The sequence below is a fragment of the Alistipes sp. An31A genome, from assembly GCF_002159425.1.
Taxonomy (GTDB): Bacteria; Bacteroidota; Bacteroidia; order Bacteroidales; family Rikenellaceae; genus Alistipes; species Alistipes excrementigallinarum.
Map to the genome: position 1 here is coordinate 55,457 of NZ_NFIO01000006.1, position 26,113 is coordinate 81,569.

Here is a 26,113-nt window from a genome sequence, read left to right on the forward strand (position 1 = left end):
GCTATGAGAGTTTTAATGTTCGGATGGGAGTTTCCGCCCCATATCGCCGGAGGTCTCGGAACAGCATGCTACGGCATGACACGCGGTCTTGCGCACAACGGCGTGGACGTCACCTTCGTGGTGCCGCACGCCTACGGTGATGAGGACCAGCGCTTTCTGCACATCGTCAACGCAAGCGACGTGGAGGCCCTCTACGGCTCGACGGCGAGCGGCGAGGACGACATCCTGAGCCGCATGTCGTTCATCCACATCGACTCGAACATGGTCCCCTACATCTCGCCCGAAGAGTACGACGAGTACCACGAGGAGTATGTCAAGAGCGGCAAGAAGGTGTGGGAGAGCACCGACGCCTGGAAGCAGCGCTACACCTTCTCGGGCAAGTACGGCGCCAACCTCATGGAGGAGGTGGCCCGCTACGCCGTGGTTGCGGCGCAGGTGGCCCGCGACCTCGAGGGTCAGTTCGACGTCATCCACGCCCACGACTGGCTGACCTACTACGCCGGCATCGCCGCCAAGCGCGTCTCGGGCAAGCCGCTGGTGGTCCACATGCACGCCACGGAGTTCGACCGCAGCGGCGAGAACATCAACACGCAGGTCTACGCCATCGAGCGCGCCGGCATGATGGCCGCCGACCGGGTGATTGCCGTCTCGAACCTCACGCGCAACATCGTCATCACGCGCTACGGCATCCCGGCCGACAAGGTGGTCACGGTGCACAACGCCGTGCGCTTCGCCGAGAACAACACCGAGGCGCCCGAACGCGGCGTGAAGGACAAGATTGTCACCTTCCTGGGCCGCATCACCTACCAGAAGGGCCCCGACTACTTTGTCGAGGCTGCGGCCAAGGTGCTCAAGCGGGTGCCCGACGTGCGCTTCGTGATGGCCGGCTCGGGCGACATGATGAACCACGTCATCCGCCGCGTGGCACGGCTCGGCATCGCCGACCGCTTCCACTTCACGGGCTTCCTGCGCGGCGAGGATGTCCACAAGATGTTCCAGCTCTCGGACGTCTACATCATGCCTTCGGTTTCGGAGCCCTTCGGCATCTCGCCCCTGGAGGCGATGCGCTCGAACGTCCCGGTCATCATCTCCAAGCAGAGCGGTGTGGCCGAGGTGCTCGACTACGCCATCAAGGTGGACTATTGGGACGTCGACGCCATGGCCGACGCCATCTACGCCCTCATCAAGTACCCGGCACTGGCGAACATGTTCGCCTCGAAGGGCCTCGAGGAGGTCACCAACCTCAAGTGGAACGACGCAGCGGCCAAAATCAAGGCCGTCTACGAGGCCGCGATTAACGACAAGAAATAACCAAAAACAACCTCTATGAAAACCGTTTGCTTATACTTCCAGGTGCACCAGCCGTGGCGTCTGAAGAAATACCGCTTCTTCAACATGGGCAAGGACCACAACTATCTGGACGACCTGCTCAACCGCTCCATCATGCAGAAGGTCGCACGGCAGTGCTACCTGCCGATGAACGCCCTGCTGCTGAAGCTCATCAAGGAGAACAAGGGCAAATTCCGCTGCTCGTTCTCCATCACCGGCACGGCCGTCGAGCAGTTCCGCGCCTTTGCCCCCGAGGTGCTCGACTCGTTCAAGGCGCTGGCCGAGACGGGCTGCGTCGAGTTCCTGGCCGAGACCTATTCGCACTCGCTCGCCTCGCTGGCCTCGAAGGAGGACTTCCGCGAGCAGGTCAAGCTCCACACCGCCATGCTCAAGAAGGAGTTCGGCGTAAAGCCCACCGCCTTCCGCAACACGGAGCTCATCTACTCGGACGACATCGGCGCGATGGTGGCCGAGATGGGCTTCAAGACGATGCTGGCCGAGGGTGCCAAGCACGTGCTGGGCTGGAAGTCGCCCAACTACGTCTATGCCAACGCCATCGACCAGAAGCTGCGCCTGCTGCTGCGCAACTACAAACTCTCGGACGACATCGCCTTCCGCTTCTCGGACCGCAACTGGGACCAGTACCCGCTGACGGTCGACAAGTATGTCGGCTGGCTCACGTCGGAGAATACGCCGGGCGAGGTCATCAACCTCTTCATGGACTACGAGACCTTCGGCGAGCACCAGAGCGCCGATACGGGCATCTTCGAGTTCATGAAGGCGCTACCCAAGGCCATCATCGAGAAGAAGGGCGAGCTGGAGTTCGCCACCGTGAGCGAGACGGCCAAGAAGTACCAGCCCGTTTCGGTGCTCCACTGCCCGCACGTGATGTCGTGGGCCGACGAGGAGCGTGACGTGACGGCATGGCTGGGCAACGAGCTGCAGAACGAGGCCTTCTCGAAGCTCTACGCCCAGAAGGAGAAGGTCAAGGCGCTGAAGAACCCCGATTTCGACTACGTCTGGAGCTTCATGCAGACCTCGGACCACTTCTACTACATGGCGACCAAGTGGCTCTCGGACGGCGACGTTCACTCCTACTTCAACCCCTACGACTCGGCCTACGACGCCTTCATCAACTACATGAACGTCCTCTCGGACTTCATCATCGAGCTGGACAAGGCCGTCGCCGCCAAGGCTGCGCGCAAGCGCGCCTAAGGCGGAGCCTGAGACGGGTGCCTGAGACGGGACCTGAATCGGGGACCTGAATCGGGAACCGGAAACAGGGCCTGAGACGGGAACCGGAAACGGGTGCCGGAAACGGGCCAGACGACAAACAACGACGGGATGTCCCCCACCGGGGAGGCATCCCGCCGCTGTGTTTTCCGCTGCCCGCAGAAGGAGGCGCAGAAGGGGCCGCCGCAGTGGCCGCGAAGGGGCTTCGCCGCGGGAAGCGATTCCGGAGGCAGAGAGGAGGCGCGCTGGTAGAAAAATGTTATCTTTGTGGAAAATTCGTTCAAAAAACGACATTCGAACCCTTTTGCCCGATGAAGAGCAACAAACCCATGGAACCGGCCTCCGGCGACTGCACCCGGCACGAAGCGGGCAACCCGGAGACCCAAGCCGCTCCCGCGTCCGAAGCTGCGCCCGAGACCGGGAGCATGGACGGAACCAAGCCCGCCGGCAGGGGCGGAGCCGAGGCCGCAACCGAGGCCGGGAGCGAGGCCAAACCCTCAACAGAACCCGAGGCCAAAACCTCAACAGAACCCGGGACCGCAACCGAAGCAGAAGCAGCCAGAGAAGCCGGAGCAGCCGGAGAGGAGGCTGGAGCCGAACCGGCAACCGCAACCAAACCCGCAACCGAGGCCGGCACTGCCCGGCCGCGGAGCCTGCGCGAACGGCTGCGTGAGCGGCTGCAACGCCGGCGCCGCGCTCTGAGCCGACGGCTCGAATACCGCCGCCTGCGCCGGCTGCGCAAGCTCACCGTACCGGCCTACACCCACTGCAAGAACTGCGGCGAGCGGCTGCAGGGAATGTACTGCCACCGCTGCGGACAGTATGCCCTCGACATCGAGCAACCCTTCTGGAAGTACATCAAACAGTATTTCGAAAACGTCTACCAGTTCGACAGCAAGGTGTGGCAGACGCTCTGGCTGCTCTTCCGCCGCCCGGGCTTCCTGACCACGGAGTTCAACGCCGGAAAAATCAACTCCTACGTCCACCCCTTCCGCCTCTACATGTTCATCTCGGTGGTCTTCTTCACCCTCTTCTTCATGGTGGCGTCGAGCACCGCCGAGCAGCAGCTGCGCCGTGAGCGTTACCGCACGAGCCGCCTTCCGAAGGGGGTGGTCGAGGCGCTCCGCACGGGACGGGGCGGGGCCGACACCTGCGTCTACCTCTACGACGGCGCCGGACTGGCCGAGATGCTCGACTTCAACGACCTTAGGAGCGATTCGCTGCTCCGTATCACGCCGCTTGACTCGCGTCACGGCGTCGCGCGCGTCGAGCTGCCGCGCATGCTCTTCGACTCGTGCCTCCGCGCCACGACGCTCGCCGAGCAGGACCGCATCAACCTCGAAGGGGCCCGCGAGGTGCTCGGAAAGGCGGCCGAAGAGGCGGCCGGGAGTGAATCCGGAGCCGAAAACGGAGACGGGGGTGAAGCGGGTGCCAAGGCCGGAGCCGACGCCGTACCCGAGTCCGGAAGCGGAGACGGGGCCGAGAGCGGGCACGGGGTCGGGATTACAGCCGGAGCCAAGACTGCGGCCTCAGCCGGAGGCGTGCCCGGGTCCGAAGCCGGCATAAAGGCCGACACGGAGGAGGCCGCACTGGACAAGGCGATGGCCTCGATAAAGGGGGTGGATGTCGACGAGGAGGAGCTCGCCGTCATCGGAGCGCTGCTCGCCTTCGACCCCGGGCGGACAACCGTCTACGCCTGGCAGCCGCCCCAAAGCCAGAGCGAACGGCTGGAGCAGATGAGCCAGCAGACGCTGCTCAACAACCTGCTGGCGCAGCTCTCGAAGTGGACGCCCCTCTACATGATGTTCCTGCTGCCGCTCTTCGCGCTGCTGCTCGCCCGGGCCTACCGTCGCTGCCGGATGAACTACATGCAGCACTTCGTCCACGCCATCCACATCAACTGCTTCTTCCTCATTCTGCTCTCGGTGCCGGCCTTCCTGCTGATTTACGCGCTCGCACCCGAGAGCACCCTGTCGTTCCCGAGCGGCGTGGTGAAGGGCTTCTTCGCGCTGGTCTTCCTCTACATGCTCCTCTCGTCACGCCGGGTCTACGGACTGGGATGGTGGCGGACCCTCTTCAAGACGGTGTGGGTCTTCGTGCTCTTCACGCTGCTGGCAGGGCTCATCGCCGCCGGACTGCTGCTCTGGCTGGTCTCCTCCTTCAGCGACGGGTTCTGACCCAGCTCCTTTGACACGGCTACCCGGCGCCTTCCAAAACAGAACAGACCCGGAGCGGAAAACCGCTTCGGGTCTGTTCTTGTCTGCCGCCAAGCCGAAAATGGAGGGCGGGCCAGAAACCGTCGCCAGTGGGGCACCAGGCCGAAAATGGAGACGGGCCAGAAACCGCCGACGGGGCCGACGGACCGTTGAAGGTGGACGGACCGGGAACTGCCGACGGAAGCCGACGGGCCGACGATGGAGTACGGGCCAGAAACCGTCGACGGAAGCCGACGGGCCCAAGATGGGAAAGGGCCTAAAGTCGCCGGGGGCCGCCGCGCGTCACCCCTTGCGCTTGTAGCGCGAGGGCGAGGTGCCGGTATGCTGCTTGAAGTACTTGCCGAAGAAGGACTGCGTCGAGAAGTTGAGCTGGTAGGCTATCTCCTGGATGCTCAGCCCCGAGTACTTGAGCAGCGCCTTCGCCTCGAGAATCACCGACTCGTCAATCCACCGCGCAGCCGTCTTGCCGCTCACCTCCTTGACCACCGACGAGAGGTACTTGGGCGTGATGTTGAGCTGCCGCGCATAGAAGCTCACGTTGCGCTCCCGCTTGTTGTACTGCTGCAGCAGCGCCATGAACTGGTTGAAGAGCACCTCGCACCGCCCCTGCTTCATCGGGTCGGTCTGCTCGCGCAGGTTGATTTCCGTGATGATGTAGAAGGCCGTGGTGAAGAGCGTCCGGATGATTTCATGCCGGTAGCGCTCCTTGTCGCTGCGCAGCATCGTCTTGATGAGCTGGAAGAGCTGGCGTATCTCGTCGACATCCTGCGGCGAGACCTCCAGCACGGGAGCCTTGCCGAAGCGCATGTAGACCGGCAGCGAGGTCGAAAGGTCTATCTGGATTTCGTTGACGAACGACTTGGAGCAGGCCAGGAAGTAGGCCGCCGCATTGGCCGAGCACTTCACCGTGCGGATGATGCTCCCCGGATTGAAGAGCACCACCATGTTGGGCCGCACCTGATAGGTCTGCATGTCGATGGAGACGGTCGCCTCGCCGCTCATCATGATGACGGCCGAGAAGCCGTCGATGGAGGCCGGATAGTTGCTCGTCGTATTGCTTTGGGGGTCGAGCGCCGTGATGACCAAATCGTCCGACAGATAGAATACGTCGCTCATCTCCTTCTTGATGCGTGAAATCGAAACCTTGTGGAGATTCTCACGCCCCGCACCCGGTGCGGTTTTCGTCGTTTTGACACGCTCCGCCATAATAGCTTTTTTAGGGTTGGTACACGTTTCCGTTTCACAACGCGGTCGGTACCCCGTCCCGCAAACCGGGGCGGGCTCTCATCCCTGCTTCCGTATCCTAACCTGTCCCACCGGAGCGCCCCTCGGCCGGCGGGGTCGCCCGCAGCCTCCGGTCGCCCGGATGGATGGCCCCGCACGGCGGAGCCCTCCGCTTTCGTTATCTCGCTTCCGCCGGCCGAGCGGGTCACAACTCCCCTCCGCCGGCTTCATGCTCTTCTCCTTATCCGTCTAACACTTCTCTACCCTAATACTCCCCGCGTACCCGCGTACGCGCGCGTTGGGCACAACGGGGGCACCTTCATTCACCCGCGGTTCCCGCACGCTCCGCCGCCCCGTCAGGGCTGGCAGAGGACCCGCAGCTCGCCCGGAAGGCACTCGATGTGGAGCGGGAAGTCGGCTCCGGGCTGCCCGTCGACGTCGGTCGGTTCGTTGACCGGCGAGGTTATCTCGATGCAGCGCGCCCGAACCAGCCGCACCTCGCGGGGGTTGCCCCCCAGCAGGTAGCGCCCCATCGAGAGGGTCGACAGCAGCGGGTTGCGCTTCTCGAGCAGCACGCAGTCGAACATGCCGTCCTTGATGGAGGCGCGGCGCGCCAGCGGAAATCCGCCGGCCGTCTCTCCGTTGAAGACCAGCACCATGAGCGAGTTGAAGTCGAACTCCTCGCCGTCGGCCGTCACGCGCAGCGGCACGGCGTGCATCGAGCGGAACTCCTTGATGCCCTCGATGAGGTAGGCCAGCTTGCCGATGCGGTGCTTCCGCTCGTCGGGCGTACGCTGCGAGGTGGTCGTGAAGATGCCGAAGCTGAAGACGTTGACGAAGTAGAGCCCGTTGACCCGTCCGCAGTCGACCCGCTCCTCGACGCCCGTGGCTATCTGCCGCGCCGCCTCGAGCGGGTTCTTCGACATGCCGAGCGCCCCCGCGAAGTCGTTGGCCGTACCGGCGGGAATAACCCCCAGCGCCACGTCGAGCCCCTTGCGTTTCATGGCGTTGACGGCGAAGTTAATCGTGCCGTCACCGCCGGCGACCACCACCAGCTCGACCTGCTCGTGCCCGTCGAAGGGGTTGGCGTCGAAATCGATTTGAAGCGGTTCGATGTCGTATCCGTAGGAGGAGAATACCTCGCAGATATCCTCGACCTTGCGGTCAGTGCGTCCCTTGCCGGACTGCGGGTTGTATAGAAAAATCGCTTTCTTCATCGGTAAGTCGCTATTCCATGATGAGTGCGCGCATGGCCGGGGTGACATACTCCTCGTATGCGTCGCCCTGCCCCGCAAGAATGAAGTAGGCCTTCAGCCCGGGCAGCGAGTCGGCCATCCGCAGCGCGTCGTCGGCCCCCAGGGCCATGAACATCGTCCCCAGCGCGTCGGCCTCGGCGCAGGTCGGGGCGGCGACCGTCGCCGAGAGCAGCCGCGAGATGACGCTGCGTCCCGTGCGGGGGTCAATCGTATGGGCCACCTTCCGGCCGTCGTCGGTCCGGTAGAAGCGGCGGTAGTTGCCCGAGGTGGCCAGGCCGCCCGAGCTCATGCAGAGCCGCTTCTGGAGGTAGGCCCCGTCGGACATGTTGCCGTCGAAGGGGGTTTCGATGCCGATGCGCCAGGGGTTGCCCTCGCGGTTGACGCCCCGGCAGCGCACCTCGCCGCCGATGTCGACGATGTAGTTCCGCCCGCCGAGCTGCTCGACCAGCTGCGCCAGCAGGTCGACCGTGTAGCCCTTGGCCACCGAGTTGAAGTCGAGCTGCACGCGCGGGTCGCTCTTGACGAGCCGCCCGTCGACGATGCGCACCTTGTCGCGGCCGACGAAGGCGAGCAGCGAGTCGAGGTTGGGATGGAGCGTGCGTTCGCGCCCGGCGAAGCCCCACGCCTCGACCAGCGGCTTGACCGTCACGTCGTAGCGGCCGCCGCTCAGACGGCCGATACTGTCGGCCAGCGCCAGGTTGAAGGCGATGTGGCGGTCGACCGAGTCGGTGAGGTTGCGGTTCAGGCGGCTCAGCAGCGAGGTCGAATCGAAAATCGACATCGAGGCCTTGGCCTCGGCGTCGAGCCGCATGGCGGCGCGGTAGAGCTCCTGACGGGCCGAGGGGCCGACGTCGGCCACCACGTGCATCGTCGTTCCGAGCATCGTCCCGTCGACGGTCACGTAGCGCGCCGGGGAGTTGCAGCTCCCCGCAAGGAGCGCAAGGAGCGGAAGCGCGGCCGCCGCCGCGCGCATGAACGGTTTGAGCATAAAGTTCCTCATTCTAATGGCAAAAATAATATTTTCCGGCATATCTCGGCCCTTTTGCCGGAGAAAAGCGTCGGGCGAACAATAATTTTTCATTTTTAGTTCTTAATTCTCAATTATATTCGTACCTTTGTCGGACGCTCTGGCGTTATCCACGGTAAGGGGGATGCGTCGTAGAGTGGAACTAAATAAACTTTTATCAAAATGGCTTATTTAACAGCTGAGAAAAAGCAAGAGCTTTTCGGTCAGTACGGCAAGTCTAACAAGGACACGGGTTCTCCCGAGAGCCAAATCGCCCTGTTTTCGTACCGTATCAGCCACCTTACTGAGCACCTCAAGAACAACAAGCACGACTTCGGCACGCAGCGCGCACTGCTGCGTCTGGTAGGTAAGCGCCGCCAGCTGCTGGAGTACCTCAAGGAGGTGGACATCGAGCGCTACCGCGCCATCGTCAAGACGCTCAACCTCCGCAAGTAGTCGCGAGGAACCGAATGAGGGCAATTCCCCACCGAGGGATTGCCTTCATTTGCTTAGGACAATTCGAACACATTTAGGATATTTTTATGGAAGAAAAGAAGCTGTACAACGCAGTCCGCAAAATCATCACGCTGGCCGACGGTCGCCAGATTGAGATTGAAACGGGCAAACTGGCCAAACAGGCCGACGGCTCCGTCGTGGTGAAGCAGGGAGACACGATGCTCCTGGCCACGGTCGTTGCCGCCAAGGATGCAAAACCCGACACCGACTTCATGCCGCTTCAGGTGGAGTACAAGGAGAAATATGCCGCCGCGGGCCGCTACCCCGGAGGCTTCATGAAGCGCGAAGGCAAGGCCAACGACAGCGAGATTCTCGTCGCACGTCTGATTGACCGCGCCCTGCGCCCGCTCTTCCCCGCGGATTTCCACGCCGAGGTATACGTGACGGTCAACCTCATCTCGGCAGACAAGGATATTCAGCCCGACGCACTGGCGGGTCTGGCCGCTTCGGCCGCCCTCGCCGTATCGGACATCCCCTTCGGCGGCCCCATCTCGGAGGTGCGCGTGGCCCGCATCGGCGGCCAGTACGTCATCAACCCCACCTTCTCGCAGATGCCCGAGGCCGACCTCGACATCATGGTCGGCGGTACGATTGACAACATCCTCATGGTCGAGGGTGAGATGAAGGAGGTCTCCGAGGAGGTGATGCTCGGCGCCATCAAGTTCGCGCACGAGGAAATCAAGAAGCACTGCGCCGTACAGATTGAGCTCTCGAAGGAGCTGGGCAAGGATGTCAAGCGCACCTACTGCCACGAGGTCAACGACGAGGAGCTGCGCCAGACCATCATCCGCGAGCTCTACGACAAGGCCTACGCCATCGCCACCAGCGGCACGATGAAGCACGAGCGCGAGGATGCCTTCAACGCCCTGGAGGCCGAGTTCGCATCGCGCTATACGGAGGAGGAGCTCGTCGAGAAGGCCCCCCTTATCCACAAGTACTTCCACGACGACGTCCAGAAGAAGGCCATGCGCAACATGATTCTCGACGAGGGCAAGCGTCTCGACGGCCGCCGTACGGACGAAATCCGCCCCATCTGGTGCGAGGTGGGCTACCTGCCCGCCGCCCACGGCTCGGCCATCTTCACCCGCGGCGAGACGCAGGCGCTCGCATCGGTGACGCTCGGCACGAAGCTCGACGAGAAGGTCAAGGACGAGGTGCTCGTACAGGGTACCGAGCAGTTCGTGCTCCACTACAACTTCCCGCCCTTCTCGACGGGTGAGGCGAAGGCAGCACGCGGTCTGAGCCGCCGCGAAATCGGCCACGGCCACCTGGCATGGCGCGCCCTGAAGCCGATGGTTCCCGTCGGCGACGAGAACCCCTACGCCGTGCGCGTCGTATCGGACATCCTCGAGTCGAACGGCTCGTCGTCGATGGCTACGGTCTGCGCCGGCACGCTGGCGCTGATGGATGCCGGCGTGAAGCTCAAGAAGCCGGTTTCGGGCATTGCCATGGGTCTGATTTCCGACTCGGCAACGGGCCGCTGGGCCGTGCTGTCGGACATTCTGGGCGATGAGGACCACCTGGGCGACATGGACTTCAAGGTAACGGGTACGCGCGACGGCATCACCGCCACGCAGATGGATATCAAGGTCGACGGCCTCTCGTACGAGGTGCTGGCCAAGGCGCTCGAGCAGGCCCGCGTAGGCCGCATGTACATCCTCGACAAGCTGACGGAGTGCATCGCCGAGCCGCGCGCCGAGTACCGTCCCTTCGTACCGCGCATCGTCCAGATTACCATCCCGCAGGATATGATTGGTGCCGTTATCGGCCCCGGCGGCAAGGTCATCCAGGACATCCAGAAGACCACCGGCACGACCATCACCATCACCGAGGTCGAGAACAAGGGCATTGTCGACATCTTCGGCCAGGACAAGGCCGCGCTCGACGGCGCTCTGTCCCGCATCAAGGCCATCGTGGCCGTTCCGGAGGTGGGCGAGACCTACCACGGCAAGATTCGCTCGATTGTCGCCTTCGGCGCCTTCGTCGAGATTATGCCGGGCAAGGATGCGCTGCTCCACATCTCGGAAATCGACTACAAGCGCTTCGAGACGATGGAGGAGACGGGCCTGAAGGAGGGCGACGAAATCGACGTGAAGCTCATCGGCGTCGACCCCAAGACGGGCAAGCTGAAGCTCTCGCGCAAGGCGCTGCTTCCCAAGCCCGAGGGCTGGGTCGAGCGTGAACGCCGCCCGCGCGAGGAGCGCGGCGAGCGCCGCGGCCACCGCGAGCGCCGTCCCGAGGAGAAGTAAGATTGAGCCCCGACCCCCGCAGAACACTCTGCGGGGCCTCTCCGGAGGCCCGGCAGGGCGTAGCGGCATTCGGTGAAAATTTCTTCGAAATGTTGCACATTTAGCGGGAGTTTTCTATATTTGCGTTGTTCCCGGACGAAGAAGAGCCAAACGGTTCATCCTCCGGCCGGAAACGACCGGCAAGCAAGGACGAAAAAACATTAAACATTAATCTTTAGTTCGCTATGAAAAATCTTTTTAAGTTGAGCGTTGTGCTCGTAGCCGCCTCGCTGGCGTTCTCGAGCTGTAACTGCTTCAAGAAGATGGCCAAGCATCAGGACGAGGTCAACGTGACCTGCGCACCCGAGATTCTGGCCCTCAACAACGGCGTCGTTGCCGCCGACGTCACGGTTACTTTCCCCGTAGAGTACTTCAACGCCAAAGCCGTGCTGAAGGTAACGCCCGTACTCGTATTCGAGGGCGGCGAGGTTGCCGGTACGACCAAATACTTCCAGGGTTCGAAGGTTGACGACAACTACACGGTCGTTGACAAGAACAACGGCGGCAACTACACGCTGCACGTGGAGTTCCCCTACGACACACGCATGGCCCAGAGCATGCTCCAGCTGCGTGCCGAGATTAAGTGCCCGAAGGGCAAGTGCAAGGAGTTCACGCTCGTGAACCTGAACAACGGCGCGCTGCCCACCAAGGAGCAGGCTGCCGTGCTGGCCGGTGACGACGAGGCTGCCAAGGCCGCTCTTGCCAAGGAGTTCGGTCTGACGGTTGCCTACGGTGTCAACACCCTGCAGCAGGACCTCAAGTACTCGGACCTGATGGCTCCGATGGCCAACAACTACAAGAAGGTGACCACCGTTGTCGACAAGACCGACCTGCTCTACGCCATCAACTCGTCGAAGGTAACGAAGAAGAACGAGGAGAAGGCCGACCTGGAGGCATTCAAGGCCAACGTGGACGAGCAGCTGGGCAACGACCGCATCTCGCAGAGCATCGCCGTCAAGGGTTATGCTTCGCCCGATGGTCCGGTGAAGTTCAACGACAAGCTCTCGCAGGCCCGCAGCGAGTCGGGTAAGAAGGTTGTGGCCAAGCTGCTGAAGGACTCGGGTCTGGATGTGGACGCCGCTGCCTACGGTGAGGACTGGGACGGCTTCAAGGAGCTGGTCGAGAAGTCGGACATCAAGGACAAGGACCTCATTCTCCAGGTGCTGAAGATGTACAACTCGCCCGCCGAGCGTGAGGCTCAGATTAAGAACCTCTCGTCGGTATTCAACGAGCTGAAGACCGAGGTTCTGCCCGAGCTGCGCCGCTCGCAGATTATCAACACGTCGGACATCCAGGGCAAGACCGATGCCGAGATTATGGCCTTCGTCAACAACAAGCAGTACGACCAGCTCACCAACGAGGAGCTACTCTACGCCGCCGAGTCGCTGACCGACGATGTAAACGTACAGATTGCCGTTCTGGAGTACACCGCCAAGACCTACAACGACGCCCGCGCCTACAACAACCTGGGTATCGCTCAGGAGAAAGCCGGTGAGAAGGCTGCCGCTCTGAAGTCGTTCGAGAAGGCTGCCGAGCTGGGCAACACCACTCCCGAGCTGAACAAGAACCTCGTGCTGGCCAACCTGTCGAACGGCAACACGGCCGAGGCCAAGAAGTACGCTCAGGCTGCCGACGCACAGTCGAAGGCTGCTCTGGCCGCCGCTCAGGGCGACTACAAGAGCGCTGCCAACGGTCTTGAGGGCTACAACGCTGCCATCGCTCAGGTGATGAACAACGACCTGGCAGGTGCCAAGAAGTCGATTGCCAAGGACAACTCGGCCGAGGCAGACTACCTGCGTGCCGTCATCGCTGTCAAGGAGGGTGACCTCACCGCAGCCGAGGCACAGCTCAAGAGCGCCATCTCGAAGAACCCGAAGCTGGCCGACAAGGCAGCCAAGGATGTCAACCTGAAGGCTCTTGCGAAGTAATTCGCGACCGACAATAACCGGAAACCCCCGAAGGCCAGGCCTTCGGGGGTTTTCTTTTGCACGGGGAGGAGCGCGGGCAGAGTGAGGAGAGCAAGAGGAAGCGGGCCGAAGCGCAGAAAAGCGTGGGCAAAGGAGCAGGAGGGTGCAGGAGGGTGTAGAGTGCAGGAGGGTGTAAGAGAGTGCAGGCCGAAGGGCAGGAAAGAGCGGGCCGAAGAACAGGAAAGAGCGGGGCCGTGGACTGAGAGAAGCGGGCCGTGGGCTACAGGAGGCAACGCCCGGGTACAAGGAGGTGCGGGCGAGGCATAGGAGACAGCGAAACAAAGCACGGAAGGCAGCAGTCCGAAGCACAGGAAGGCAACGCCCGGGTGCAAGGAGGTGCGGGCGAGGCATAGGAGACAGCGGAACAAAGCACGGAAGGCAGCGGCCCGAAGCGCAGGGGAAAAGCAGGCCGGGAACGGCCGTCTCGAACCAAAATGAACGAATCCAAACCGTGCACGGACCAACCCATTCGGGTCGGCTCGGACGGCCCAAGGCATCCCAACCGACACGCTCGCGACAACCCGTCCGGACCAACCCATTCGGGTCGACTCGTCCGCTCCAAGGCATCCAAACCGACACGCTCACAACAACCCCTCCGAGCCAACCCATTCGGGTCGACTCGTCCAATCCAAGACACCCTAACCGACACGCTCGCAACAACCCCTCCGGACCAACCCATTCGGGTCGACTCGTCCGGTCCAAGGCATCCAAACCGACACGCTCGCGACAGCCCGTCCAGACCAACCCGCTCGGGCCAACTCGTCCGGTCCAAGGCACCCCAACCGACACGCTCGCAACAACCCCTCCGGACCGCTTCCGGGTCCAATGAGGGAAAAGAGCGCCGCGGACGAAAATATTCACCCGCATTGTGCCCGACGTCTCGATTTATTTTCCTATTTTTGTAAAAATTAGCGACTGTACCTATGGAATACGCCAATCACCTCAACGAATATGCCCCGGCACCGAGCGAGGCTCAGGTTGCCGAAGAGGTCGCCCGCATCAAGGGCCTCGCAGCCCGCAACGCCACGACCGACGTCTACAAGTTCTGCTACTCGGCCATCGACCTCACCACCCTCTCGTGCAACGACTCGGTGACCTCCGTGACGGAGCTTGCCCGCAAGGCCGTGGAGTTCTACAAGGCATTCCCCCACATCCCCAACGTCGCCTCCATCTGCATCTACCCCTCGTTCGTCGAGACGGTCGGGGTGGCCGTTGACGGCACGCCGATGCGCATCACCAGCGTGGCCGGCGGATTCCCCGCCTCGCAGACCTATCTGGAGGTAAAGGCACTCGAGGTGGCCATGGCCATCGAGAACGGCGCCGACGAGATAGACATCGTGCTCAACGTGGGCCACATGCTCACGGGCGAATACGACGAGGCGGCCAACGAGGTGGAGGTCATCCGCAAGGAGATGGACGATGACATCGTGCTGAAGGTCATCATCGAGTCGGGGGCGCTCAAGACGCCGGAGCTGATTCGCAAGGCCTCGCTGCTCTCGATGTTCGCCGGTGCCGACTTCGTGAAGACCTCGACGGGCAAGATTGACGTGGCAGCCACGCCCGAGGCTGCCGTGGTGATGTGCGAAGCGATTCGCGACTACTACGCCCGCACGGGCCGCAAGGTGGGCTTCAAGGCTGCCGGCGGTGTCCGCACCCCCGAGGAGGCGGTGCTCTACTACACGATTGTCGAGGAGATTCTGGGCAAGGAGTGGCTCACGACCGAGCTCTTCCGCATCGGAGCCTCTTCGGCCGCCAACAACCTGCTCACGGCCATCGAGGGCAAGCAGGTGAAGTTCTTCTAAACCGGCGCTGCAAGGTTCACGGCCCCGCCGGAACCCGACGATAAGGCGATAAAAAGAAGCGGCGGCATCCTTCCCTTCAAGGGAGCGATGCCGCCGCTCTTTTTTTGTATCTGCGCCGCCTTTACGCATCCGCAACGCGTTCCGGAGCCGCGACGCTTACCCGACGCCACGGCGCGTTCCGGAGCCGCGCCTAACCGACGCCGCGCGCCGTATTCCGGAGCCGCACCGTCACCGGCCGCAGCTCAGGCTCCGGCTCACTGCCTGCCCGAGGCAGCAGCCGATTCGGCCGAGCCCTCCGATGTCGTCGGAACAGCCGTCGGGGCAGCAGCAGAAGCTGCCGCCGTCTGCTGCGTCGAATCGCGGAGCACCTTGATGGCCGCCGTAATCACGTTGTCGACCGGATAGATGTTGGCATAGAAGCCGTCATCCTCGAGCGCCGTATTGCGGCCGATGTAGGCACGTAGCTGCGCCTCGATGAGCCTTCGCGAGCGGGCGATGTCGCCGCGCCGCGGGGCAACCCCCTTGCGGGCGGCGTAGCGGACGAAATCCTCGACCAGGTTGCGGTCCGAGTCGAGCAGCGCCTTGAGCCCGTCGACGCTCCGCACGGCGTTAAGCACGTCGCGGTGGCGGTCGGCATACTCAATCGTATAGCGGTAGAGGATGTTGCGCCCGGCCACCTCGACGTAGTAGGGGGTCACGTCGGTCGTATCGGCCGGGATGAAGATGTCGGGCATGATGCCGCCCCCGCCGTAGACCACCTTGCCGCCCGGCGTGATGCGCTTGAGCGAGTCGGCGAAGTGGATGCTGTCGGCCGTGAAGAACTCGTTGTTCTCGTAGCGGTGCCACAGGTCGGCCTCGTAATCCTCGTCGTCGCCGATGGTGTAGGGCTTCTGGATGGAGCGGCCCGTCGGCGTGTAGTAGCGGGCCGTGGTGAGCCGCAGCGCCGAGCCGTCGCTGTAGGGTATCTGCCGCTGGACGAGCCCCTTGCCGAAGGAGCGGCGGCCGAGGATGGTGGCCCGGTCGTTGTCCTGCAGCGCGCCGGCCAGAATCTCGCTCGACGAGGCGCTCCCCTCGTCGATGAGCAGCGCCACCTCCATATCCTGGGCGCGCCCCGTGCCGTCGGCATACTGGCGCAGCTGCTCGTGGTGGCGGTCCTCCGTGTAGACAATCAGCTGCCCCTTGTGGAGAAACTCGTTGGCCACCAGAATCGCCTGGTCGAGGAAGCCGCCCGAATTGCCGCGCAGGTCGAAAATCAGCTTGCGGACCCCCTCGCCGCGCAGCGTGTCGAGCGCCCGCGCCAGCTCCTCGTGGGTCGTCCGGGCGAACTGCCCCAGGCGGATGTAGCCGATGCCGTCGGCGATGCGGAAGGCCGACTCGACGCTTCGGATGGGTATCACGTCACGCACCACCTCGACCGGAACCAGGTCGGGAATCCCCTGCCGGCCCAGCCCCAGACGGACCTTCGTGCCGCGCGGACCGCGCAGCATCTTGACCACCTCCTGCTGCGGAATGCCGCGTCCGGCCACGAGCGAGTCGCCGATTTCGAGGATGCGGTCCCCGGCCCGCACCCCCGCCTTGTCGCTCGGACCGTGGGGGATGACGTTGAGCACGATGACCGTATCGGTGGCCATGTTGAAGACCACGCCGATGCCGTCGAACTCACCCTCGAGGGGCTCGTTGAGCGCCTGCATCTCCGAGGCGGGGATGTAGACCGAATGGGGGTCCAGTTCGCGCACGAGCAGCGGGATGACATGCTCGGCAAGCGAATCCATCGAGATGGAGTCGACGTACTGGTTCTCGATGAGCGAGAGCGTATAGGTGAGCTTGTTGTTGGGGAAGGCCATGTGGCTCAGCACCCCCTTGATGCGGGCTTCGACGCTGTTGCGCCCCATGAACTGACCCATGAGCAGCCCGAGCACCACCCCCGCGGCCAGCAGCAGCGGGAAAATCACGGTGCGTTTCGAATTCTTGTACATAGTTCTCAGATGCAAAGCCGCCCCCGCACGGTCGCACCGTCGGGAGCGGACTCCGGCCCTCGGGGCCGGAACTGCGGTTTTGGTATTACTTGTTACTTGTTCTTGAACGTATAGCTCAGACCGACACTCAGCAGCGTCTGCGTCTGCACGTCGACGTTCTGCGCCCGATTGTAGTAGAGCTGGAATGTCAACGTTGTGGCGATGAATTTTGTTGCCTTGATTTCAATCGTATTTTCCCAGCGCACCGTCGGATGGATGGGCAGCACGGGTTTCTGCTTGGGGTCCTTGTTCTCCATGCCGTTCCAGGCGTCGTAGGCCCTCTTCCACGACGAGTAGTCGCTGATTTTGTTCTTCACGCCGATGTCGGATATCCAACCGTAGAAGGAGAAGAGCGTCGTGCGGTAGCGCAGGAAGCCGTTCTTGCCGAACGAGCGGTCGAAATCGAGCTGGATGGAGGAGCCGCCCTCGTACTTCGACGTGCGGTCGGGGTCAGCCAGACCGTAGGCCTCCCAGCCCTCCTTATCGTCCCACTTGTTATGGCGCACAATAGTGCTCTCTACGAAGACGGCACTTAGGGCAAAAGGCGAGATGTTAATCGAAATCGGGAACTTAGGCTGAGGACTCTTGTAAGTGATACCGAACGAGATGTCAAGATAGCCCGGCGCCATGAAGGTGCTCTTGCGATAATCCGACGTCTGCTGCGTACGCGAGATGTAGCCGTTGGCGAACTGGCTGCGGAACTTGAAAATCGAACCGTAGGACCAGTTCTTCGACATCTTGAACGAGGGGGCCACCGAGATGGCGAACTCGTCCTGGTTCTTGTACCAGACGCCGTTGCTGGTCGTATTGCCCTCGGCGTCGGTCGTCTCGACCTTCATCCGGTTGTAGCCGAACATGGCGTCGACGGTCGTCGTGATGGAGAAGAGGTTCTTCGTGAAGGTGTGGCGCAGGTAGAGCGACGCCATCAGCGCGATGGAGTTGTCACCGCCCGAGACGGCAATCCACGGGTCGTTGTAGGAGGAGAGCGTACCCTGGAGGCTCGAGCCTATTTCGAGGTAGTTGCGCTCCTTGCGGATGGCGGCCCGCTCGGCGCGGTAGCGTGCCCGGTTGAAGTAGGTCAGGTCGACCGACGTGGGCTTGAGCTCGTCGCGGAAGGTCACCTCCTCCTCTTCGGCATTCACCTCGTCAATCGATATCTGGGCGGCGGCCGGAAGGGCCAGGCCGAGGGCCGCGAGCAGCAACAACGGAGCAATGTATTTCATAATGAAGCAGTTGACTGAAACAATACCTTGCAAATTTAGGAATTTATTTGCAAATACATTAACTTTACGGCTGTTAATCGTCAACCAAACACCGCAAAAACGCAACCATGAAATACATCGGAGCACACGTCAGCGCCTCGGGCGGGCTGGAGAATGCCCCCCGCAACGCGCACCGCATCGGCGCCACGGCCTTTGCACTCTTCACCAAAAACCAGCGCCAGTGGATGGCCAAGCCCCTCACCGAGGCAGAAATAGCCTCGTTCCGCGCTGCCTGCGCCGAACTGGGCTACACCCCGGCGCAGATTCTGCCCCACGACTCCTACCTCATCAATCTGGGCCATCCCGAGCGCGAGGGGCTCGAGAAGTCGCGCGAGGCCTTCTTCGACGAGATGCGCCGCTGCGAGCAGCTGGGGCTCGACCGGCTGAACTTCCACCCCGGGAGCCACCTGCGCAAGGTGACCGAGGAGCAGAGCCTCGACCTGATTGCCGAGTCCATCAACATGGCGCTCGACCGCACGCACGGCGTGACGGCCGTCATCGAGAACACGGCGGGGCAGGGTTCCAACCTGGGCTACCGCTTCGAGCATCTGGCCTACATCATCGACCGCGTCGAGGACAAGTCGCGCGTGGGGGTCTGCATCGACACCTGCCACGCCTTCGCCGCGGGGTACGACCTGCGGACGGAGGAGGCGTGTGAGCGCACCTTCGCCGAACTGGAGCGCGTGGTGGGGTTCCGCTATCTGAAGGGGATGCATCTGAACGACGCGATGAAGCCGCTGGAGAGCCGCGTCGACCGCCACTCGCCGCTGGGCGAGGGGACGCTCGGCATCACCTGCTTCCGCTACATCGCCTCGGATGCTCGCTTCGACGGCATTCCGCTCATCCTCGAGACCCCCGACGAGGAGCGCTGGCCCGAGGAGATTGCCCTGCTCAAGGAGTTTGCCGCCGCGCGGTAGCGACGGGGGCCCGAAGGGGCACCGGCAGGCCGGAGAGGAAGCACCCCGCCCCGTGAAAAGGTGCGGAGAAGAACCGGGCCGGCCGATAGCGAAAGGGCCTCGAAGGAGTGCCGGCCGGGAAGGGAGCACCCCGCCCCGTGAAAAGGTGCGGAGAAGAACCGGGCCGGCCGATAGCGAAAGGGCCTCGAAGGAGTACCGGCCGGGAAGAGAGCGCCCCGCCCCGTGAAAAGGAGCGGAGAAGAACCGGGCCGGCCGATAGCGAAAGGGCCTCGAAGGAGTGCCGGCCGGGAAGAGAGCGCCCCGCCCCGGGAATGGAGCGGGGAGGACCGGTCGCCGGGCGATAGCAAAGAAGCGAGCAGGTGCCGGAGCAGAGGAGCAAGCAATCCCCGGAGCTGCACTGAGCCCCGGACGTCGGCCGCGACCATCCGGACCGGCAGCAAGGCTGCAAAAAGAAGCGGGAGCTTCGGAACATTGTCCGAAGCTCCCGCTTCTTTCCTCCTGCGCCGCAGCGCGTCACTACCGCTCCGACTGCCGCCCGGAGCTCTTCTCCGAGGGGGTCTCCGAGGGCTTCTTCCCGTCGGCCGCGCCCTCCGGCTCACCGGCCGACTGCTCCTCCGGAGTGGTCCAGCCGCCACCGAGCGCCTTGTAGAGATTCACCAGTGCCAGATGCTCGTCGCGCACGGCGTTGCTCACGCCAATCTGGGCGTCGAAATAACGCCGCTGGGCGTCGAGCACGTCGAGGTAGTTGATGCTGCCGGCCCGGTACTGCAGCTGCGCCAGGTCGACATACTTGCGGGCCGCATCGCGCAGGTTGGCCTTCAGCGTCGCCGAACTGCGGACGCTGCGGTAGGTCACCACGGCGTCGTTGACCTCCTTGAAGACCTCGAGCACTTTCTGTTCGTAGCCCAGCCGCGCCTGGTCGTAGGCCGCCACGGCGGCGCGGTAGCGCGCCTTCTTGCGCCCGAAGGCGAAGAGCGGTGCCGAGAGCGTCCCGGCCATGTAGGTGAAGGGCGCCTCGAAGAGGTGGTTGAAGTATCCGTCCTCAACGCCGCCCGTGAGGGTCAGCATCAGCCGCGGGAAGCGGTCGGCGTAGGCCACGCCCACGGCCGCCATCGACGCACGCAGCCGCTGCTCCGACGAACGCACGTCGGGACGCCGCTGGAGCAGCTCCGAGGGGAGCCCCACGGGGACCGTGTCGGAGAGCATCACCTCGGTATCCATGCCGCTGCGCACCACCTCCCAGTCGGGGTATTCGCCCATGAGCAGCGAGATGCTGTTCTCTGTGATTTCGATGCGCCGCTCCAGGTCGGGGATGAGCGCCGCCGTCGAGGCGTACTCCACCTTGGCCTGCTGGAAGACCGTCTCGGAGGTCAGCCCCCCCTCGAAGCGCAGCCGCGCCTGCTTGACCCCCTCGCTGCGGGTCTTGAGCGTCTGCCGCACGATGGTCAGCTCGTTGTCGAGCGCCACCAGATTGAAGTAGGCCGTGGCCACCTCGGCCACCAGCGTCATGCGCATCGCACGCTCGTCCTCGACCGTGGCCATGTATTCGGCACCCCCCTTGCGCTTGGCCCAGCGCAGGTTGCCCCACATGTCGAGCTCCCAGCTCACCGAGGCCTTCACACCGATTTCGGGGTCGTTGATGAAGTTCTTGCCATAGTAGTCGTTCGTCTCGCGGTTGGCATAGACCGGGGCACTGAACGAGGGCAGCCGCTCGGCCTTCTTCACGCGGTAGAGCTGGCGGTACTCCTCGACACGGGCCGCGGCGGCCAGCATGTCCTTGTTGTTCTCGAGCGTCCGTTCGATGATGCGGCGCAGGGCCGGGTCGCCGTAGAACTCCCACCAGGCCAGGTCGGCCACCGTGAGCGAGTCGGCATCCCCCTCGGCAAGGGTCGAGGGGAGGTTCAGCTCGGGGCTCCGGCATTCGCGCACCGCCGAGCAGGAGGTGGCGGCGAGGGCCGTCAGAAGCAGAAGCAGAGCAAGTATCGTACGATGTTTCATTTTTTCAGCTTGGCTTTTAACCGGTATATCCAGACGAAGAAGAAGGGTACGTAGACGATGCCCACCGAGATGGCCACCAGCATGCCGAAGAAGACACCCGTACCGATGCCCTGACGGCTTGCCGAACCGGGACCCGAGGCGAAGACCAGCGGCAGCAGACCCAGGATGAAGGCCAGCGAGGTCATCACAATGGGGCGGAAGCGCAGCCGCGCGGCGGTGAGCGCCGCCGAGACCACGTCGCGGCCCTTCTCGACCTCCTCCTTGGCGAACTCGACAATCAGGATGGCGTTCTTGGCCACCAGACCCACGAGCATCACCAGACCAATCTGGAAGTAGATGTTGTTCTCCAGCCCGCAGAGCCAGATGCCCAGGTAGGCGCCGATACCGGCCACCGGCAGCGAGAGAATCACCGCCACGGGCACCGACCAGCTCTCGTACTGCGCCGCCAGGAAGAGGAAGACGAAGAGGAAGGCCAGCGCCAGCACCGTGCCGGTCTGTCCGCCCTCGTGCTTCTCCTGGTAGGAGAGGCCGCTCCACTCGACGCCGATGTTCGCCGGCAAATGCTCGCGCACGATGCGCTGCAGCACGTCCATCGCCTGGCCCGAACTGTAGCCGTGGGCCGCCTCGCCCGTGATGACCGCCGAGGTGAACATGTTGAAGCGCTTGATGGTGCCGGCACCCGTCGTGTAGTGGGTCGTGCCGAGCGCCGTGACGGGCACCATCTCACCCCCCGAGGCCCGCACGAAGAAGAGGTTCAGGTTGTCGCGCTGCGCACGGTAGGGCGCCTCGGCCTGGATGTAGACGCGGTAGATGCGGTTGAACATGTTGAAGTCGTTGACGTAAATCGAGCCCGTGAAGGCCTTCATCGTCGAGAAGATGTCCGACATCGGCACGCCGAGCATCTGCGCCTTGTCGCGGTCGACGTCGAAGTAGAGCTGCGGGATGTCGTTCTGCATCGACGAGGCGAGGCCCGTCAGTTCGGGACGCCGCTCGGCGTAGTGCATCAGCGTGTCGACGGCCCGCTGCAGGTCGGCGTAGCTGGCATCGGAGCGCGCCTCGAGCACCATCTCGAAGCCGCCCGAGGTGCCGAGACCCGGAATCACCGGCGGCCGCGAGAGGTAGACCTTGCATTCGGGGTAGCGCTCAAACTCCTCGCGCACGCGCTCCATCACCTCGCTCACGTCCTCCGTCTCGCGCTCGTTCCACTCCTTGAGAATCACCGTCAGCTGGCTGCGCGCCTGGCTCGTACCCACGCGGGGGCTCGAACCGGTGACGTTGAGCACGTAGCGCACGTCGGGATTCTTCATCAGGTAGCTCATCGCGCGGTCGGTCACCTCGCGCGTACGCTCGATGGTTGCCGACTCGGGCAGCTCCAGCTCGACGGTGAAGTATCCCTGGTCCTCCTGGGGCATGAAGCTCTGGGGCACCAGCCGGTTCATCAGCCAGATGCCGACGAGCACGATGCCGAAGGCGGCGAACATCCGCCGCGAACGGGTCAGCGAGCGGCCAATCATCCGGCTGTAGAGGTTGTTGCCGCGGGCCAGGCCGAGGTTGATGAGGCGGAAGATGCGGGGCTTGCGGCCCTCGCCTTCGGGACGCAGGAAGAGCGAACACATCACGGGGCTGAGCGTCAGCGCCACGACGGTCGAGATGATGACCGAAACGGCAATCGTGATGGTGAACTGGCGGTAGAGCTGTCCGGTGATGCCCGAGAGGAAGCTCACGGGGACGAAGACGGCGCACAGCACGAGCGACATGGCCACCAGTGCGCCGCCGATGCCGCTCATCGCCTTCTTGGTCGCCTCGTAGGGCGAGAGGTGCTCCTCGTTCATGATGCGGTCGACGTTCTCGACCACCACAATCGCGTCGTCGACGACGATACCGATGGCCAGAATCAGACCCAGCAGCGTCTGCATGTTGAGCGAGAAGCCGAAGATGAGCATCACGCCGAAGGTACCGATGAGCGAGATGGGGACCGCCACGATGGGGATGAGCGTCGCGCGCCAGCTCTGCAGCGAGAGGAAGACCACCAGAATCACCAGCAGCAGCGCCTCGAAGAGCGTGCGGTAGACGTGGTGAATCGACTCGGCGATGTAGGTGGTCATGTCGAACGGTATCTCGTAGGAGATGCCTTCGGGGAAGTTGCGGCTGATTTCATCCATCGCCGCGCGCACCGACTCGGCCACCTCCATGGCGTTGGCGCCCGGCAGCATGTAGATGTCCAGCACGGCGGCGTTGTCGCTGTTGATGCCGCTCTCGGTCGAATAGGACTGCGCCTCGAGCGAGATGCGCGCCACGTCGCGCAGGCGGATGATAGAGCCGTCGGGGTTGGCCCGCACGACGATGTCCTCGAACTGGCTCACAGACGAGAGGCGTCCCTGCGCCGTGATGGGGGTCGTCACGTCGAGTCCCGACATGGGGGCCTGACCCAGCACGCCGGCGGCCGACTCGCGGTTCTGGTCCTTGAGGGCGTTCTGCAGGTCCTTGACCGTGATGCCGAGGGCGGCCAGGCGGTCGGGCTGTACCCAAATCTGCATGGCATAGTAGCGGCTGCCGACGTTCGACACGCGGCCCACGCCCGGGATGCGGCGCAGCATGTCCAGCACGTTGAGCGTCGCGTAGTTCGAGAGGTAGATTTCGTCGAATTTCGGGTCGTTCGAGAGCAGCGTGATGGTCATCAGCTTGCTCGAGGCCTGCTTCTCGACCGAGATGCCGTTCTGCACCACCTCGGCCGGCAGGCGCGACTCGGCCTCCTTGATGCGGTTCTGGATGTCGACGGCCGCCAGGTCGGGGTTGGTCGAGATGTCGAAGGTCACCGTCACCGAGAAGCCGCCCGAGTTGGAGCTCGACGACTCCATGTATATCATGCCGGGCGTACCGTTGAGCTCCTGCTCGATGGGGGTGGCCACGGCCTGCGATACGGTCTGGGCGTCGGCTCCCGGATAGGAGGCCGAAATCTTCACCACGGGCGGGACAATCTGCGGGTACTGGTCGACGGGCAGCAGCGCAAGGCCGATGCAGCCGACGATTACGATGATGATGGAGAGCACCGTCGAGAAGACGGGCCTGTCGATAAAGAAGTCGCTTTTCATAGGCTCGTGTTCCTCCTCTTACTGTTCCGGCTCCGCCTCCTCGTCGCGCGTTCCGGTGCGCGAACCGGCCGTCACGGGCTCTACGCGCATGCCGTGCGAAAGTTTGTGATAGCCCTCGATGACGATGTCCTCGCGGGGGGCCAGACCGCGCTCGACGACGATGTTGTTGCCGATTTCGGGGCCCGTCTCGATGAAGCGCTTCTCGACCACGCTGTCGGGGCGCACCACGAAGATGTAGGCGCCGCCCTTCTCGATGACCACCGCCTTGGTGGGGACCACCACGGCGTCCTCACGCACGTCGAGCAGCAGCTTGACGGTGGTGAACTGGCCCGGCAGCAGGATGTGGTCGGGGTTGGCCATCTCGGCGCGCACGGAGAAGGTACCCGTCTGGGGGTCGACCTGCGGGTCGGCGAAGTCGACCAGACCGCGGTAGGGGTACTGCGAGCCGTCGGCCAGCGTCACCGTGATGTAGGGGTTCCACTTGCGGGCGGTATCCTTCTGGCCCAGGTTGACGTTGCGCTCCTTGCTGCGCAGGTAGTCGAGGGCCGTCATGCTGAAGTCGACGCGCACGGTGTCGCTCTTGACCACGGTGGCCAGCAGCGACTGTCCGCCGGGGCCGACCAGCGTACCGATGTCGACGTGGCGTTCGGAGATGTAGCCCGCGATGGGCGACTGCACGGTGGTGTAGCCGAGCGTCATCTCGGCCTGCGTGAGGTCGGCCTCGCAGACCACCACGTCGGCCGCGGCGCTCTCGTAGGTGGCCACCGCATTGTCCAGGTCGAGCTGGCTGGCGGCATTCTGCTCGTAGAGGGGGCGGATGCGGTCCAGGTCGCGCTTGGCCTTGGTCTCCAGCGCGCGGGCCTTGTTGAGCTGGGCGGCCGCCTTGTTGGCGCGGGCGCGGTAGAGGCGGGGGTCGATGACGAAGAGCGTCTGCCCCTTCTGGATGTAGGTACCCTCGGCGAAGAGCATCTTTTCGAGGTAGCCCTCGACGCGGGCGCGGATTTCGACGAACTGCTGGGCGCGGATGCGGCCCACGTATTCGCCGTAGATGTTGACATCCTGGGTCGTGACGGGCTCGACCTCCACCACGGGCAGCACCACGATTTCGGGGCGCGGCCGCAGCCAGAGCCAGAGCAGGCCGCCCGCCACCAGCAGCAGGAGCACGCCGCCCGCAATCTGCTGCCGGCGGCTCAGATGTATCTGCACGCGGGGAATCCGGGCAAACGCCCGCTTTACGAAATCGGGGGTCCAGCGTACGACGCCCGACTTGATTCGTTCGAAAATCCGTTCGAGATTCATATAGATGAGACTTCAGTTTCTTCTAAAAAACAAGTGTTCCTTAAGGTCCAAAATCCATGCCGGCCGGGCCGCATCCGCCGCAAGGCGCTCTCGGGCAGCCTTCTGGGCCGCATCCGGGCGACACCCCGAGGGTGGGGAGCGCGCCACACCTTCGTGGAAAAATTCCACATCCGCGCACCAACCGGGCGGCCGGGCGGAGTTCTTCTACCCCTGCCTCCGAGGTCTTTCTCCGGCGGCCGGGCGGAGTCCTTCCACCCCTGCGTCCAGGCCTTCTTCAGGCGCCTCAACACGACAACCGTACGGAGCCTTTTACCGGACGGCCGGGAAGGCGGCCGGAGGCTCTCCGGCACCCCATTCCGATGCCGTGCGGAGGGGGGCTGCGCAGAGCCGGCGCGACGACGAAGCCGCAAAGGTAGGAAATAATCCCAAAAAAATCTAATTATCAAACACAACGGGCGAACGATTTCGCCAAAAAACCGAACCTCCGCCCTCCAAGGCTCCGCAACCGCCCTGCGGCAGCCTCCGGGAAGAGACAAAACGAACACTTCTCCGCCCCCACTTCTGCAGGCTCAGCCCGCCCCCGGGCGGCGGGGCAGAGGTGCGGTGAGGCGGCGCGTCGGCAGACCGGTGAGGCGGCGCGTCGGCGGGCAGCAATCAGCAGGCCGGCAATCGGCGGGCCGGCAATCGGCGGGC

The 26,113-nt window shown here is 63.5% G+C and carries 16 protein-coding genes; 8 read left to right on the forward strand and 8 right to left on the reverse strand.

Features of this window, described 5'->3' with window-relative positions:
• The first annotated feature begins 3 nt into the window (after positions 1–3).
• The 3 genes from B5F90_RS06810 to B5F90_RS06820 all read left to right on the forward strand — a co-directional run bounded on the left by B5F90_RS06810 (position 4) and on the right by B5F90_RS06820 (position 4,739).
• Positions 4–1,311 (forward strand): glycosyltransferase family 4 protein, encoded by a 1,308-nt coding sequence (locus B5F90_RS06810; RefSeq protein WP_317046029.1) that lies wholly within the window; start codon positions 4–6, stop codon positions 1,309–1,311.
• A 15-nt stretch (positions 1,312–1,326) separates the two neighbouring features.
• On the forward strand, positions 1,327–2,544 hold the full coding sequence (locus tag B5F90_RS06815) for a glycoside hydrolase family 57 protein (protein ID WP_087362052.1): 1,218 nt from the start codon (positions 1,327–1,329) through the stop codon (positions 2,542–2,544).
• Positions 2,545–2,987: 443 nt separating this feature from the next.
• Positions 2,988–4,739 carry a DUF3667 domain-containing protein gene (locus B5F90_RS06820; protein WP_143256121.1) on the forward strand — a complete coding sequence of 584 codons (1,752 nt, stop codon included), beginning with the start codon at positions 2,988–2,990 and terminating at the stop codon, positions 4,737–4,739.
• 321 nt (positions 4,740–5,060) lie between these two features.
• On the opposite strand, the gene B5F90_RS06825 is transcribed toward B5F90_RS06820, so the two are convergent.
• The 3 genes from B5F90_RS06825 to B5F90_RS06835 form a co-directional block, all read right to left on the reverse strand.
• Positions 5,061–5,984 (reverse strand): helix-turn-helix domain-containing protein, encoded by a 924-nt coding sequence (locus tag B5F90_RS06825; protein ID WP_087362054.1) that lies wholly within the window; start codon positions 5,982–5,984, stop codon positions 5,061–5,063.
• Positions 5,985–6,358: 374 nt separating this feature from the next.
• Positions 6,359–7,219, reverse strand: coding sequence for a YegS/Rv2252/BmrU family lipid kinase (locus tag B5F90_RS06830; protein ID WP_087362055.1), 861 nt, complete (start codon positions 7,217–7,219; stop codon positions 6,359–6,361).
• A 10-nt stretch (positions 7,220–7,229) separates the two neighbouring features.
• Positions 7,230–8,246, reverse strand: coding sequence for an FAD:protein FMN transferase (locus tag B5F90_RS06835; protein WP_087362056.1), 1,017 nt, complete (start codon positions 8,244–8,246; stop codon positions 7,230–7,232).
• A gap of 201 nt (positions 8,247–8,447) precedes the next feature.
• On the opposite strand from B5F90_RS06835, the gene rpsO reads away from it, so the two are divergent.
• The 4 genes from rpsO (at position 8,448) to deoC (ending at position 14,837) form a co-directional block, all read left to right on the forward strand.
• The gene (rpsO, locus tag B5F90_RS06840) at positions 8,448–8,720 is read left to right on the forward strand and encodes a 30S ribosomal protein S15 (protein ID WP_087362057.1); all 273 of its coding nucleotides are present in this window, start codon (positions 8,448–8,450) and stop codon (positions 8,718–8,720) included.
• Between the two features lie 86 nt (positions 8,721–8,806).
• Complete coding sequence (pnp, locus tag B5F90_RS06845) at positions 8,807–11,029, forward strand: polyribonucleotide nucleotidyltransferase (RefSeq protein WP_087362058.1); 2,223 nt, start codon at positions 8,807–8,809, stop codon at positions 11,027–11,029.
• A gap of 224 nt (positions 11,030–11,253) precedes the next feature.
• Positions 11,254–12,996 (forward strand): hypothetical protein, encoded by a 1,743-nt coding sequence (locus tag B5F90_RS06850; RefSeq protein WP_087362059.1) that lies wholly within the window; start codon positions 11,254–11,256, stop codon positions 12,994–12,996.
• 962 nt (positions 12,997–13,958) lie between these two features.
• A complete protein-coding gene (gene deoC, locus B5F90_RS06855; RefSeq protein WP_087362060.1) occupies positions 13,959–14,837 on the forward strand; it encodes a deoxyribose-phosphate aldolase in 879 nt (292 codons plus the stop codon).
• A 254-nt stretch (positions 14,838–15,091) separates the two neighbouring features.
• Here the strand turns inward: deoC and B5F90_RS06860 are convergent, their stop codons facing one another.
• Together B5F90_RS06860 and B5F90_RS06865 are read right to left on the reverse strand one after the other, a co-directional pair.
• Positions 15,092–16,813, reverse strand: a complete 1,722-nt coding sequence (locus tag B5F90_RS06860) for a S41 family peptidase (RefSeq protein WP_087362061.1) — start codon at positions 16,811–16,813, stop codon at positions 15,092–15,094.
• Positions 16,814–16,905: 92 nt separating this feature from the next.
• The gene (locus B5F90_RS06865; RefSeq protein ID WP_087362062.1) at positions 16,906–18,075 is read right to left on the reverse strand and encodes a DUF3078 domain-containing protein; all 1,170 of its coding nucleotides are present in this window, start codon (positions 18,073–18,075) and stop codon (positions 16,906–16,908) included.
• Between the two features lie 107 nt (positions 18,076–18,182).
• On the opposite strand from B5F90_RS06865, the gene nfo reads away from it, so the two are divergent.
• Positions 18,183–19,031: a deoxyribonuclease IV gene (gene nfo, locus B5F90_RS06870; protein ID WP_087362063.1), complete on the forward strand. Its 849-nt coding sequence runs from the start codon at positions 18,183–18,185 to the stop codon at positions 19,029–19,031.
• A 516-nt stretch (positions 19,032–19,547) separates the two neighbouring features.
• Here the strand turns inward: nfo and B5F90_RS06875 are convergent.
• Genes B5F90_RS06875 through B5F90_RS06885 form a run of 3 tightly spaced genes read right to left on the reverse strand, consistent with a single transcriptional unit; the run spans position 19,548 to position 25,420 of the window.
• Positions 19,548–21,029 carry a TolC family protein gene (locus B5F90_RS06875; RefSeq protein WP_087362064.1) on the reverse strand — a complete coding sequence of 494 codons (1,482 nt, stop codon included), beginning with the start codon at positions 21,027–21,029 and terminating at the stop codon, positions 19,548–19,550.
• A complete protein-coding gene (locus B5F90_RS06880) occupies positions 21,026–24,121 on the reverse strand; it encodes a multidrug efflux RND transporter permease subunit (RefSeq protein WP_087362065.1) in 3,096 nt (1,031 codons plus the stop codon). Before B5F90_RS06880 ends, B5F90_RS06875 begins: the two co-directional genes overlap by 4 nt.
• 18 nt (positions 24,122–24,139) lie before the next feature.
• Positions 24,140–25,420 carry an efflux RND transporter periplasmic adaptor subunit gene (locus B5F90_RS06885; RefSeq protein ID WP_087362066.1) on the reverse strand — a complete coding sequence of 427 codons (1,281 nt, stop codon included), beginning with the start codon at positions 25,418–25,420 and terminating at the stop codon, positions 24,140–24,142.
• Positions 25,421–26,113: the final 693 nt, after the last annotated feature.

Excerpts from the sequence above, each read along its gene's own strand:
- B5F90_RS06810 (WP_317046029.1), top strand. The coding sequence starts at position 4 with ATGAGAGTTTTAATGTTCGGATGGGAGTTTCCGCCCCATATCGCCGGA.
- B5F90_RS06815 (WP_087362052.1), top strand. The coding sequence starts at position 1,327 with ATGAAAACCGTTTGCTTATACTTCCAGGTGCACCAGCCGTGGCGTCTG.
- B5F90_RS06820 (WP_143256121.1), top strand. The coding sequence starts at position 2,988 with ATGGACGGAACCAAGCCCGCCGGCAGGGGCGGAGCCGAGGCCGCAACC.
- B5F90_RS06825 (WP_087362054.1), bottom strand. The coding sequence starts at position 5,984 with ATGGCGGAGCGTGTCAAAACGACGAAAACCGCACCGGGTGCGGGGCGT.
- B5F90_RS06830 (WP_087362055.1), bottom strand. The coding sequence starts at position 7,219 with ATGAAGAAAGCGATTTTTCTATACAACCCGCAGTCCGGCAAGGGACGC.
- B5F90_RS06835 (WP_087362056.1), bottom strand. The coding sequence starts at position 8,246 with ATGCTCAAACCGTTCATGCGCGCGGCGGCGGCCGCGCTTCCGCTCCTT.
- rpsO (WP_087362057.1), top strand. The coding sequence starts at position 8,448 with ATGGCTTATTTAACAGCTGAGAAAAAGCAAGAGCTTTTCGGTCAGTAC.
- pnp (WP_087362058.1), top strand. The coding sequence starts at position 8,807 with ATGGAAGAAAAGAAGCTGTACAACGCAGTCCGCAAAATCATCACGCTG.
- B5F90_RS06850 (WP_087362059.1), top strand. The coding sequence starts at position 11,254 with ATGAAAAATCTTTTTAAGTTGAGCGTTGTGCTCGTAGCCGCCTCGCTG.
- deoC (WP_087362060.1), top strand. The coding sequence starts at position 13,959 with ATGGAATACGCCAATCACCTCAACGAATATGCCCCGGCACCGAGCGAG.
- B5F90_RS06860 (WP_087362061.1), bottom strand. The coding sequence starts at position 16,813 with ATGTACAAGAATTCGAAACGCACCGTGATTTTCCCGCTGCTGCTGGCC.
- B5F90_RS06865 (WP_087362062.1), bottom strand. The coding sequence starts at position 18,075 with ATGAAATACATTGCTCCGTTGTTGCTGCTCGCGGCCCTCGGCCTGGCC.
- nfo (WP_087362063.1), top strand. The coding sequence starts at position 18,183 with ATGAAATACATCGGAGCACACGTCAGCGCCTCGGGCGGGCTGGAGAAT.
- B5F90_RS06875 (WP_087362064.1), bottom strand. The coding sequence starts at position 21,029 with ATGAAACATCGTACGATACTTGCTCTGCTTCTGCTTCTGACGGCCCTC.
- B5F90_RS06880 (WP_087362065.1), bottom strand. The coding sequence starts at position 24,121 with ATGAAAAGCGACTTCTTTATCGACAGGCCCGTCTTCTCGACGGTGCTC.
- B5F90_RS06885 (WP_087362066.1), bottom strand. The coding sequence starts at position 25,420 with ATGAATCTCGAACGGATTTTCGAACGAATCAAGTCGGGCGTCGTACGC.